The organism is Pararoseomonas sp. SCSIO 73927 (assembly GCF_037040815.1).
Classification (GTDB): domain Bacteria; phylum Pseudomonadota; class Alphaproteobacteria; order Acetobacterales; family Acetobacteraceae; genus Roseomonas.
In genome coordinates, this window is sequence record NZ_CP146232.1 from 287,817 (window position 1) to 300,105 (window position 12,289).

Here is a 12,289-nt window from a genome sequence, read left to right on the forward strand (position 1 = left end):
GCCGCCAGCCCATGCCCGACAGCAAGATCAGCGACCTTCCCGCCGCCACCTCCTTCGCCGACACCGACATCACCCCCGTGGTGCAGGGCGTGGGGGGCGCGGCGGAGACGCGGCGCGCCACCTTCGCCCAGTTCCGCTCCACCGTGATGGCCGACCGGCCGCTGCACGTGCGCGACTACGGCGCCGCGGGCAATGGCACCACGGACGACACGGCCCCCTTCCAGGCGGCACTGAACGCGGCGGCCGGCGCCGGGGGCGGCGTCGTCCTGCTCGGCCCGCGCCGCTACCTCATCGACAGCGCGGAGCTGGTCATCCCGCCCAATGTCACGCTGCAGGGCGGCTGCGACCCGGGTGGGTGGCGCATCAACAACGACTACAGCGCCGTGCCCTACTCCATCATCCTGAACCCCGCGCGCACCATCCGCCTGCGGCGCAACTCGGCGCTGGAACAGGTGGCGGTCATCCGCAAGGGCTTCGTCCCCCCCTCCTCCGTGCGGGAGGCGCTGGACTGCGCGGCCGCCTTCGCCGGCACGGCCGTGAGCATCGGCGACGGCAGCACGGGCAGCAGCACGACCAACGCGACCGACGCCTCCGTCCGCAACCTGCTGATCATCGGCTTCACCTGGGGCGTGTACAGCAACGGCGCCAGCCGCACGCGCATCCGCGACGTGGTGGGGGACTGCACCAACGGCCTCTACCTCGGCCGGTCCTTCGATATCGGCCAGAACGAGCGCATCAACTGGCACCCGCTGGCCACAACGGGCCGGACCTTCGCCGCCACCACCTGGGCGGTCACGGGCTGCGCGAACAACGGCGCCGGCCTCGTGCGGCTGACCACGGGCGCGGCGCACGAGCTGCGGGCGGGGGACGTGGTGTTCGTCAGCGGGGTCGGCGGCGTGGCGGGGGCGAACGGGCGCTTCACCGTGGCGGCCGTGCCGAACGCCACCACGCTGGACCTGGCGGGCAGCGCCTTCGCCGGCGCCTATGCGGGCGGCGGCACCGTCAACCCCACGGTCAACCACCGGCGCGGCAAGGCCTTCTGGATCACTACCGCCGACATGCCGAACTTCGTGAACTGCTTCGAGTACGGGCACGACATCGGCTGGCACCTGGACGACGCGACGCATTCCGCGCAGTTCGTGAACTGCGGCGTGGACGGCGTGAACACCGATCCCGGCACGATCGGCGTGCAGATGACGGGGGTGTGCTACCGCAACAAGTGGTATGGCGGGTTCTGGTCCAGCAAGGGGCGGCCGCTCGTCGTCAACTCCCAGTCGGCGGACCAGAACGTCGTCGCGGGCGTGATGCTGCCGGCCGGCACCGGCAACTCCGTGGAGGTGATCGACGGCGCCCTGGTCCTGATGGGCTGCGACCTCTACGGCTCCGCCTATCTCTACGACGGCGCGGACAGCCTGCAGATCCTGGGCTGCGACATGAAGAACGCGACCGTCGCGGGGCAGAGCGTGGCGGCGATGCAGAAGGTGCAGATCTCCGGCACCCGCATGAGCAACGCGGTGGGCGTGGCGCGCAGCATCGGCGGGCAGTCCGAGCTGGCGGCCATCTCCGCCTCCGGCGCCATCGAGACCCGCCTCTCCGCCCGGGCGGACGGCGTGGTGGCGGTGCACCGGCGGGGCGGCTCCTCCGGCGCCATGCTGCGGCTGCACGGCAGCAGCGACGCGGCGGCGGCGGCGATCAGCGTGGCCGGGACGGACCTGTACCTGCAGGGCGACGCGGCGCTGAACCCGAACCCGAGCTATATCCTCGGCAATGCCGGCATGACGCAGCCGCTGACGCTGCGGCTGCGTCGCCTCTCGGCCAGCCCGGCGGCGAACGACCGCGTCTTCTCGCTGGAGGGCACCGGCCTGAACAGCGCCGCGGCCGAGGTGACCTTCGGGCGCGTGGCGACGGTGGCCGAGAGCGTGGCGGCGGGGGCGGAGGCCGGCGCCCTGGTCTTCGAGACTCGCGCCGGCGGCGCGGTCACGGAGCGGATGCGCATCGCCTCCTCCGGCGCGGTGACGCTGGGGGGCACGCTGACGCTGGCGGCCGACCCGGCCGCGCCGATGCAGGCGGCGACGCGGAACTACGTGGACAACAGCTACGTCGCCCGCCCCATGCCGATCGTGGTCACCGCCTCCGCCACCGTGCTGCACTTCGCCGGGTACAACGCGCGCATGGTGATCGCGAATCCCGGCGCCACGCTCTCGCTGGACTGGGCGGGCACGGGGAACGGCTTCGCCTGCATGGTGGTGAACCGGACGGGCGCGAACCTCGCGATCGCGATCGGCGGCTTCTCCGCCGGGATCGTCAACCCGGACGGCTACACGAAGGTCCGCGCGGGCGCCGTGGCGAGCCTGCTGGTCTACTCGCCGGATGGCGGGGCGACGAGGTTCTGCCAGCTGACGGGGGGAGGAGCCGCCTGATGATCGCGAACTCCCCGGTTGCCCACGCCTACGACGCGGGCGGACCGCTGGGGGTGGTTTCCGCCGACACGCTCATCGGCGGCGGCGCCCTCGGCCCGGGCGTCGCCTTCTCCCGCGCCTCCTCCGGCCGCGCGCTGGGGGCGGACGGGGCCACGCTGCAGGCGGTGGCCGCCGACATGCCGCGCTTCCACGGCACGGCGCGCCGCCTGCTGGTGGAGGGGCAGCGGCAGAACCTTCTCCTGTGGTCCCAGGACCTTGCCCAGGCGTCCTGGGCCGTGAGCAACGGCGCGGCCAAGTCCGCGACCGCCCTGGCCGCGCCGGACGGGACGGGCAGCGGGGCGACGATCGCCTTCGGTTCCCTCAGCCGGTCCCAGATGTCGCAATCGCTCGGCCTCGCCTCCGGGACCTACACGGCCTCGGTCTGGGCGAGGGAGGCCGGGGGCAGGCCGTTCCGCTTCAAGGCCTACACGCCGGACATGGGCGATGCCTACAGCCCCGACCTCGCGACGACGCCGGAGTGGCGGCGCTACAGCTTCACCTTCGCGGTCCCGTCCGCGCAGGCGGGCAACGTTGCCGTCGCCAACCGGGGGGCGGGTGGCGTCGGGTCCGTGGAGGTGTGGGGCGTGCAGCTCGAGCAGGGGGCCTTCGCCTCCAGCTACGTCCCGACGACCGGGGCTGCGGCCACGCGCGCGCCTGACCTGGCGAGCTACCCCCTCTCCTCCGCTCAGGCGCAAGCGGGGACGCTGGTGGGAACCTTCCTGCTGCCGGCCTTCGCCCCGCTCTCCCAGGGCCTGCTGCTGCTGGACGACGGCACCGCGGCCAACCGCCTCATCCTGTCCAGGAGCAGCGCCGCTTCGGCGGTCCGGATCGCGAGCGTTGCGGGGGGCGTCGCGGGGCCTGCCGCCGATGCCGGCCCCGTCAGCGCGGGCGTGCCGTTCAGGGCCGCCCTGACCTGGGACGGCAGCGGGGCGTCGGCGGCCGTGGCGGGAGGCGCCCCGGTCTCGGTCGCGGCGGGGCCTGCCGGCCTGAGCCGGCTGCTCATGGGCTACGCGGGCGCCAACCTCGCGGAGCCCATGTTCGGCGAGGTCGGCCCGCTCACGCTCTACCCCGTGCGCCTTCCCGACGCGCAGCTTCAGGCGCTCACCTCCAACTAGGGAGACCGGCATGACCGAGTACGTGGACCTGCGCTGGCACGGGCCGGCGGAGAGGATGGAGGCCGCGCTGGCGGGGCTGCCCCCGGCGGCCGTGCAGGTCGGCCCGCGCGAGCTGGACGGCATCGCCTACGTCCTCCGGCGGGATTGCGCGGCGTTGCACCTGCCGGATGGCCTGCCCAATGGCCTGGCGAGGACCGGCGACGAGCTCTCGGCCGCCATTCTCGGCGTGATCGCCTGACAGCCGGGGCCGTGCCCCTGCCGGGCGCGGCCCCAGGCGTGATCCCAGTCGTGATCCCAGGCACGGGGCCGGCGCGGTGCCGCGCCCCGCTTCCGCCCGCCGGCCGCCCTGGCCGGGCGGGCCCCACCTTCCACCGCGGAGACCCCCGATGTCCGACCTGACCGACTACGCCCGCAACCTCCTGGCCCGCGCGGTCTGCGCCCGCGCACCGGGCCTGCCCACCACCGTCTACGCCGCCCTGGGAACCGGCGGCACGGCGGCGGCGGGGCTGACGGGGGAGCCCGTGGGGGGCGGCTACGCCCGCCAGCGCGTGACCTTCACCGGCACTGGCGCCCAGAGCAACGCGGAGGCGCTGCGCTTCGTCTTCTCCGCCGCCGCGGGCACGCTGGGCCATGTGGGGCTCTACGACGCGGCCTCCGGCGGCAACCCGCTGCTCGTCTCGCCGCTCAACGCCGCCGTCGCGATGACGGGGGCGGGCACGGTGACGGTCGCGGCGGGCGGCCTCGTCGTGAACCCGAGCTGACGGGTCCGGGGGAGGGCCGTGCCCTCCCCACCCTTGACGTTTTGATGACACGGCCCGGCCGGGCCTTCCGCATGGCGGGCGAGGCCCGATGATGCGGCCCTGCCATGCCGTCCCGTTGCCGTCCGTGCCAGGGTTGAAGACGACCTCTTGGATCTGATCGCCACCCTTCTCGGCGGCCTCGGCCTCTTCCTCGCCGGGGTGCGCGGGCTCGGCTCCGCCCTGCAGGGAATGGCCGGGCGGCGGCTCCGCACGGCCGTCGCGCGCGCGACCCGGGGCGGGCTGAGCGCGGCCCTGACCGGCGCGGCGCTGGGCGCGCTGACGCAATCCTCCAACGCCGTCACCTTCGTCGCCGCCTCCATGGTGCAGGCGGGGCTGCTGCCGCTGGCGCGCGCCCTGCCCGTGGTGGCCTGGTGCAATCTGGGCACGGTGGTGCTGGTGCTGGCGGCCTCGCTGGACCTGCGGCTGGCGGCGCTGTGGCTCATCGGCGTCGCGGGCTGCGCCATCACCCTCGGGCGCCACGGCGGCGGGCGCTGGAAGGCGGCGCTGGAGGCGGCCTTCCAGCTCGGCCTCCTCTTCCTCGGCCTAGCCATCCTGAAATCGGGCGCCGCCCCGCTGCGCGAGGCGGGGGCGCTGCGCGAGGCGATGGAGCTGGCCGGCCACGCGCTGCTGCCGCCCTTCCTGCTCGGCACAATCGTCGCCCTCGTCGCGCAATCCTCCTCCACCGTCACCATCCTCGCCATCGCGCTCGCGGAGGTCGGGCTGCTGGACGGCGCCCAGGCCGGGATGGCCGTGTGCGGCGCCTCGCTCGGCTCCGGCCTCTCGGTCCTGCTGCTGGCTGGCGGGCTGCGCGGGGCGGCGCGGCGGCTGGCGACCTTCCAGGCACTGTTCAAGGCGGCCGGGGCGACGCTCCTCGCCATTCCCTTCATCGTCTGGCAGTTCCAGCCTGGGCTCCCCTTGCCATTCGCTGGCACCGACCTGCCGCACCGGCTGGGACTCCTCTTCGTCGCGCTGCAGCTCGTGCCGGCGCTGCTGCTGCCGCTTATCACCCCCTACCTGCCGAAGCTGCTCGAGCGCCTCTCCCCCACCACGCCGGAGGAGACGCTCTCCCAGCCGAAATTCCTCTACGACCAGGCGCTGGACGACGTGCCGACGGCGCTGGACCTCGCCGGGCAGGAGCAGGCGCGGCTCTTCGGCCGCCTGCCCTGGCTGCTGGACGGCGTGCGGGAGGAGGGGCGCGGCGGGGCGGACCGCGCCACGGTGTCGGCGGCGGGCGACGCGGTGGAGCGGCGGATTGCGGCCTTCCTGGAGGAGGCGCTGGCGCGCTGCCCGCGCCAGGAGCTGGGCCGCGCCGTGGCGCTGCAGAACCTGAACGGCGTGCTGGCCCCGCTGCGCGAGGCGGCGGACGGGCTGGCCGTGGCACTGGAGGCGGCGTCCCGCCGCGAGGCGGGCGACCCCGTGCAGGCCCTGGCCGCGCCGCTGGCGGAGGCGCTGCACCTGCTGCTGACGGAGCTGCACGAGGCCGCCCTCTCCGGCGATCCCACCGATGCGGGGACGCTGGCGGAGCTGGCGGCGGACCGATCGGCCATGATGGACGGGCTGCGGCGCCGCATCGCCCGCGCCGGGGCGGACCTGCCGCCGGAGGGGGTGGACCTTCTCTTCCGCGTCACCGCGCTGTTCGAGCGCGCGGTGTGGCTGATCCGGCGCGGCGCCCTGCTGCTGCCGCCGGCGCGCGGGGGCTGGGCGGTTCCGGCCGGGGCAGAGGAAGCGGCCTAGCGCCAGTCCCGGCTGGAGGGAAAGACGGGATCCCGCCCGCCGGCGCGCCCAGTGGGGCGGTGATCGATGCCGCGCGTCACCTCGTCCGCGCGGGCCATGGGGATGCGCGCGGCGCCCAGCCGGTGCAGCCCGTCGAGCAGGTCGGAGCGGTCCTGCAGCCGGCGGCCGAGGACGTGGACGATGGGCACCGCGGCGTCGTCGTGGCGCTCCACCCGGCCCTCCACCAGCAGCAGCCGCGCGGCGACCACGGCGGCGCGGTGGGCGGCGATGACGTCCGTCTGCAGGACCAGGTTCACCGTGCCGAACTCGTCCTCCAGCGTGAAGAAGACCACGCCCTTGGCGCTGCCCGGGCGCTGGCGCACCAGCACCAGCCCGGCGACGCGGATGGACTGCCCCTGGCGCCCCGCGGCCACGGCCCGGCTGTCGCGCAGGCGCAGGCTCTCCAGCGCCGGGCGCAGCAGGGCGAGAGGGTGGGCGCGCAGCGTCAGGCCGGTGGCGCCGATGTCCAGCACCGTCTCCTCCCCGCCCGTCTCGGCGGGCAGGCGCGGCGCGGCCTCCGCCGCGGCGAAGAGCGGGAGAGGCGGCGGTGGCGCGCGCTCCACGGCCGCCGCCTCCCACAGCGCGCGGCGGCGGTCCAGGCCGAGGCCGCGGAAGGCGTCCGCCCCCGCCAGCGCCTCCAGCGCCGGGCGGTGCAGCCCGGCGGCGGCCAGGGCGGCCGGTGTCGCGCGCCGGCGCAGGGCGATGGCCTTCTTTGCGTCGTCCCTCGACAGGCCGGAGACCAGGCGGAGGCCGAGGCGCAGCGCCCATCCCTCCCCTTCCCTCTCCAGCGTGCAATCCCAGTCGCTGGCGGCGACGTCGGGCGGGCGCACCGTCACGCCGTGCTCCCGCGCGTCCCGCACGATCTGCGGGGGGGCGTAGAAGCCCATGGGCTGGCTGTTCAGCAGCGCGGCCGCGAAAACGGCGGGGTGGTGGCACTTGATCCACGCCGAGACGTAGACGAGCTGCGCGAAGGAGGCCGCGTGGCTCTCGGGGAAGCCGTAGCCGCCGAAGCCGCGGATCTGCTCGAAGCAGCGGCGCGCGAAATCCGGCTCGTAGCCGCGCGCGACCATGCCGCCCTCGAACTCCCCCCGGAAGGTGTCCAGCTTGCCGTCGTGCTTGAAGGAGGCCATGGAGCGGCGCAACTCGTCCGCGCGGGAGGGCGTGAAGCCCGCGGCGACGATCGCCATCTCCATCGCCTGCTCCTGAAACAGTGGCACGCCGAGGGTCTTCTCCAGCACCGCCTTCAGCTCGGGCTTCGCGTAGTCCGGCTTCTCCTTCCCTTCGCGCCGGCGGAGGTAGGGATGCACCATGTCGCCCTGGATCGGGCCGGGGCGCACGATGGCCACCTCGATGACGAGGTCGTAGTACCGCTTCGGCCGCATGCGCGGCAGCATGTTCATCTGCGCGCGGCTCTCCACCTGGAACACGCCGATGGAATCCCCGCGCGAGAGCATCGCGTAGGTGGCCGCGTCCTCGGGCGGCACCGTGTGCAGCTGGAGGCGCTCCCCCGTGCACCCCTCCAAGAGATCAAAGGCACGCTTGAGGCAGGAGAGCATCCCCAGCCCCAGCACATCCACCTTCAGCATCTCGAGGACGGCGATGTCGTCCTTGTCCCACTCCACGGTGTGGCGATTGTCCATCGCCGCCTTTCGCACGATCGCCAGCTCCGTCAACTTCCCGCGCGCGATGACGAAGCCGCCGACATGGGTTGCCAGGTGGCGAGGAAATCCGTGCAGCTCCTCTGCCAGGTCCAGCGCCATGCCGAGGCGCGGATCGGCCGCCGGGTCCAGCCCGGCCTCCCGTGCCACGTCGCGCAGCCCGTCCATGCCGTCGTGCCAGGAGGCCTTGGCGAGGCGGCCGGTGACGTCCTCGGACAGCCCCATGGCCTTGCCCACCTCCCGCACGGCGCTGCGGGTGCGGTAGCGGGTGAGGGTGGCGGTGATCGCGGCGCGGTCGCGGCCGTAGCGCTCGTAGATGTGCTGGATCACCTCCTCGCGCCGCTCGTGCTCGAAATCGATGTCGATGTCCGGCGGCTCGCCGCGCGCGTCGCTCAGGAAGCGCGCGAAGAGGAGGCGGTGCTTGTCGGGGTCCACCGAGGTGATGCCGAGCGCGTAGCATACCGCCGAATTCGCCGCCGACCCGCGCCCCTGGCAGAGAATGCCCTTCGAGTCCGCGAAGCGGACGATCTCGTGCACCGTCAGGAAGTAGGGCGCGTAGCCGCGGCGCCCGATCAGCGCCATCTCCTCCGCGATCTGCGCCGCCACCTTCGGCGGCGTGCCATCCGGCCAGCGCACCCGCGCCGCCTCCGCCACGCGGCGCTCCAGCGTTTCCTGCGCCGTCAGGCCGGGCTCGACGATCTCCTCGGGGTATTCGTAGGTGAGGTCGCGCTTCAGGTCGAAGCGGCAGGCCGCCACCACGCGCAGCGTCGCGTCCACGGCCTCCTCGAATCCCTCGAACAGGCGGCGCATCTCCGCCTCGGGCTTCAGGTGCGCTTCGGCGTTGGGATGGGCGTGCAGGCCCAGCGCGTCCACCGTGGTGCCGAGGCGGATGGCGGCCAGCACATCCGCCAGGCGGCGGCGCGAGGCGACGTGCATCCGCGCCCCGCCCGCCGCCAGCAGCGCGGCGCGCGCCGAACCCGCCATGGCGGAGAGCCGCCGCAGCCGCTTCCGGTCGTCACCCGCGAAGCGGTGGTGCGCGGCGAGGAAGAGCGGCAGGGCGAGGCGGAGGCGCATCGCCTCCGCATCGCGACGCAGGCGGTGCGCGAAGGCCTCCTCCGGCTCGTCGGGCGGGATGGCGGCCATCACCTGTCCCTCGGCGGCCGCGATCAGCGCCTCCCGCGTCGGCCGGCCGTCATCCGCAGGCATCCGGGCGGCGGAGAGAATCGAGGCGAGCCGGGCATAAGCGGCGGCGTCCGTGGGCCAGACGAGGTATTCCGCCCCGTCCTCCAGCGCCACGCGGCAGCCCGGCACGAAGCGAATCCCGGCCTCCCGCGCCGCCGCGAAGCCGCGCACCAGCCCGGCGAAGGAGTTGCGGTCCGCGATCCCGATCGCCGCGTGCCCCAGCACCTTCGCCGCAGCCGCCATCTCCCAGGGGTGCGATGCGCCCTCCAGGAAGGTGAAGTTGGACGTGGCGCCGAGCTCGGCGAAGCCGCTCACGGCAGCAGGCCGTGCAGGAACCAGCGCGCCGAGCCCGGCCCGCCGGCGCGGCAGACCCAGAGGCGGCGGCCGTCCGGCACCTCCAGCTGATAGTAGTCCCGCACGGGGCGGTCCGGCCGGTCCCGCCACCACTCCGCCTCCAGCCGCTCCGGCCCCTCCGCCGCGCGCACGGCCACCCATTCCCCGCGCCAGCGGATCCGGAAGGGCGGGTCGTCCGGCAGCACGGCCACCGCCTCCAGCCTCTCCGGCCGCCGCAGCAGGCGCAGGGGGCGCGGGCGGGCGGACCAGTTCTGCGGCGGGGCCACGGCGGCCAGGGGGTTCACCCGCTCCACCGCCCGCTCCGGCCAATGGCTCTCACGCGGGCGCAGGCGCCAGGCGGGCAGGCGCTGGGCCACGCGGTCCAGCAGCGCGGCCAGGGCGGCCTCCGCGTCCCCACCATCCAGGCCGGCCCCCTGCAGACCGGACTGGGCAGCGGCCAGGGGTTCCGTTGCCTCCGCCATCAGGGCGATGCCGTCGAATCCGAAGCCCGGTTCCAGCCGCTCAAGTCTCGGCGCGAGGAGGCGGAGGAGATGGGCCGGGTCACGGCTGGCGGTTCCCGTGCCGATCGCCTGCTCCTGCACGCCGCCATCGGCGCGATGGGCACGCAGGACCAGGCGGCGCAGTCCCCGCCCCTCCTCCGCCAGCCCCGCGCAGAGCCGGACCAGCAGGTGCTCCACGGCGTGGTCGATGGCCGCGCGGGTGATGAGGGGCTCCTCGAACTCCAGGGCGACCTGGCGTTCCGGCGGGGGGCGGATGCTGCGGAAGGGCTCCGCCGCGGCGCCGGTGGCGCGGGCCAGGGCCAGGGAGAGGTCCGCCCCGAACCGGCGGGCCAGGGGCGCGCGGGGCTGGGCCAGCACGTCGCCGATCCGGTGCAGGCCCAGGCGCCGCAGCCCGACGATCGTTCCCACCTCCAGCCGCAGGTGGTGAAGCGGCAGGTCGGCCAGGGCCGCCGCCTCCAGGCCCGCGGGAACAGCCACTTCCTGCCCGCCGCGGGCCAGGGCCATGGCGGCCGCGGCCGTGCCCGCCACGGCGGCCCGGGCGGTGTGGCCCAGCCGGGCCAGGCCCGCCACCGCCCGGCGCATCGTCCGCGCCTCGCCGCCGCTCAGGGCCTCGATGCCGGCGATGTTCACCAGGACCCCGTCCGGCGGGTCCGGCGCGACCAGCGGGGCGATTCGCAGGGCCCAGAGAGCCAGTTCCAGGAGGCGCGCCGCCGCGGCATCCGGCGCCTCGGGATGGGCGGCCACGGTCGGCGCCAGGGCCTGGGCATCCCCCAGCGCCTGGCCGGGCAGCACGCCCAGCGCCCGCGCCGCCGGGTCCGCCGCGACCACCAGCCTGCGGTTGCCCTCCATACGCCAAGCGAGAAGCGGGCCGGGAGCCCGCAGCACCTCCGTGGACAGGTCGGGCAGGTGCAGCGCCAGGATGCGGGGCCCGGGCTGCGGGCCCTGCGCCTCGTCCACCTCGGGAGCAGCCTCTCCGGCGGGCACGGCCAGTCGGATTCGCGGGGGCTGGCAGGCGCGGCGCCTCATCCGCACTTCCTGGGGGAGGCAAGGCACCGGCTCAGGGCGGGGAACACCGAATCGGGGATCATGTTCCCCAAATGTTCTCGCCAACGCCCAAGCTGGCAAGAGCGGCCTTACGGCTCCCGCGCGGCTTGGTCGGTCAGCGTTGGTTAGGGGTAATCCGGTCTGAGCCGAAAGCGGCCATGGCGGCCGAGAAGCGGGCGCGCATGCGAATGGCGTCCATCGGGGCACCGCTGATCGGGGCCTCGGCCAGGCAGCGCTCCAGCTCCGTCCGGAGGGAGCGGAGCGCGTCCGCACGAAGCTCTGCCGGCATGCGGGAGAGGATCCGGTCCAACGCCTCGGTTACGGCATTCTCCAGCGCATCCTCGGAAGCTTCCAAGGGCTGAAGGGACGACAATGGTTCCAAGCGCGCTCTCCTCTCACGCAATGCGTGTCCTGGTTGCAACGCAGCAGCAACCTAGCAGGACTTCCGCGGGCTCCACCACAACATGGTGAGACCCGGATGTAAAAACCTGCGGCCGGTGCTGCTTCGGAACCGCGAGTTCTGTCCTGTTTCCTCTCCCTTTCCGGAGCGGACCGACTTATCCTTTCCTCTGGCTGCGGATCACGGCCGCTGCCCTGACGTAGATCATGGAAGCTGACATGAGCGAGAGGAGTTCCTCCATCCCGATCCGGCCAACGGTGCCCCTGGGACCGAGGCGGCCCGGGGATGGCGTACTGTCCGCAATTAGTGAGTTGGCTGATCATGCCAGAGCCTACAGCCTGGGCCAAGTCGACGACGTGCTGACGGAGCTTCTGGCGCTGCTTCACGCCGAACAGGACCGTGGGCCGGCCGCGCCGACCTCCTCCCTTTCCTGGGGGGCGCCCTTCCCGGACGGCAACTGATCCCGGGCGCAGCCCCGGCCCGACCGCTCGCCCGCCGATGGCGGACCGCTCTCTCCCGGATCATCAACCCCGGGAGAAGCGGCCCGCCGGCGATCTGGTCCGCCCCGCCCGGCCAGGGGCACGCGTGCCCGAAGAGGCCGTGATCGGGTTCCAACGGGCGAGCGCGGCTGGGTAGGGATGGACCTGACCCGGCGCTGCGGACGCACCATGGCCAGTGCGGCCGGCTGCGCCCCTCCAGGCCAGAACACCCCAGAGGCTGCCGAGAAGCCGCGCGCCGGACGGGACAGGCCGGCACCACCTCACGATCAAGCGCCGCCTATCCCGGATCCCGTTCCCTCTCCCTGATCATCCGCATGAGTGCCCGGCGCGCCAGATCGCGCCGCGCCCTCTCCATGCCCGCCGCGATCGCGTCCACCGAGGCCCGGACATCGTCCGCGTAGAGCTCGTCAGGGTACTTCCCGGCGGTGTCCGGAGGTGGCGCGGTGCAGGCCGCCATGGAGCCGGCGAGAAGGGCCAGGGAAAAGGTCAGAGGGCGGGTCAGTG

At 74.2% G+C, this 12,289-nt stretch carries 10 protein-coding genes; 6 read left to right on the forward strand and 4 right to left on the reverse strand.

Going from position 1 to position 12,289, the window contains the following annotated elements; all coding sequences use genetic code 11:
* Positions 1-11 precede the first annotated feature (11 nt).
* From VQH23_RS01565 to VQH23_RS01585, 5 genes are all read left to right on the forward strand, one after another.
* Complete coding sequence (locus tag VQH23_RS01565; RefSeq protein ID WP_338663858.1) at positions 12-2,420, forward strand: glycosyl hydrolase family 28-related protein; 2,409 nt, start codon at positions 12-14, stop codon at positions 2,418-2,420.
* A complete protein-coding gene (locus tag VQH23_RS01570; RefSeq protein ID WP_338663859.1) occupies positions 2,420-3,574 on the forward strand; it encodes a hypothetical protein in 1,155 nt (384 codons plus the stop codon). Before VQH23_RS01565 ends, VQH23_RS01570 begins: the two co-directional genes overlap by 1 nt.
* Before the next feature lie 10 nt (positions 3,575-3,584).
* A complete protein-coding gene (locus VQH23_RS01575; RefSeq protein WP_338663860.1) occupies positions 3,585-3,812 on the forward strand; it encodes a hypothetical protein in 228 nt (75 codons plus the stop codon).
* Positions 3,813-3,960: 148 nt separating this feature from the next.
* On the forward strand, positions 3,961-4,335 hold the full coding sequence (locus VQH23_RS01580) for a hypothetical protein (RefSeq protein WP_338663861.1): 375 nt from the start codon (positions 3,961-3,963) through the stop codon (positions 4,333-4,335).
* A 147-nt stretch (positions 4,336-4,482) separates the two neighbouring features.
* A complete protein-coding gene (locus VQH23_RS01585) occupies positions 4,483-6,108 on the forward strand; it encodes a Na/Pi symporter (RefSeq protein ID WP_338663862.1) in 1,626 nt (541 codons plus the stop codon).
* Here VQH23_RS01585 and VQH23_RS01590 read toward each other — a convergent pair.
* From VQH23_RS01590 to VQH23_RS01600, 3 genes are all read right to left on the reverse strand, one after another.
* Positions 6,105-9,302 carry an error-prone DNA polymerase gene (locus tag VQH23_RS01590; protein ID WP_338663863.1) on the reverse strand — a complete coding sequence of 1,066 codons (3,198 nt, stop codon included), beginning with the start codon at positions 9,300-9,302 and terminating at the stop codon, positions 6,105-6,107. The two genes, VQH23_RS01585 and VQH23_RS01590, sit on opposite strands and share 4 nt — an antisense overlap.
* The gene (locus VQH23_RS01595) at positions 9,299-10,867 is read right to left on the reverse strand and encodes a DNA polymerase Y family protein (protein WP_338663864.1); all 1,569 of its coding nucleotides are present in this window, start codon (positions 10,865-10,867) and stop codon (positions 9,299-9,301) included. Before VQH23_RS01595 ends, VQH23_RS01590 begins: the two co-directional genes overlap by 4 nt.
* A 133-nt stretch (positions 10,868-11,000) precedes the next feature.
* Positions 11,001-11,240 carry a hypothetical protein gene (locus tag VQH23_RS01600; RefSeq protein WP_338663865.1) on the reverse strand — a complete coding sequence of 80 codons (240 nt, stop codon included), beginning with the start codon at positions 11,238-11,240 and terminating at the stop codon, positions 11,001-11,003.
* Between the two features lie 356 nt (positions 11,241-11,596).
* Here VQH23_RS01600 and VQH23_RS01605 point away from each other — a divergent pair, with 356 nt between their 5' ends.
* The gene (locus tag VQH23_RS01605; protein WP_338663866.1) at positions 11,597-11,746 is read left to right on the forward strand and encodes a hypothetical protein; all 150 of its coding nucleotides are present in this window, start codon (positions 11,597-11,599) and stop codon (positions 11,744-11,746) included.
* Positions 11,747-12,062: 316 nt separating this feature from the next.
* Here VQH23_RS01605 and VQH23_RS01610 read toward each other — a convergent pair whose 3' ends face one another.
* Complete coding sequence (locus VQH23_RS01610) at positions 12,063-12,242, reverse strand: hypothetical protein (RefSeq protein WP_338663867.1); 180 nt, start codon at positions 12,240-12,242, stop codon at positions 12,063-12,065.
* Between the last annotated feature and the right edge of the window lie 47 nt (positions 12,243-12,289).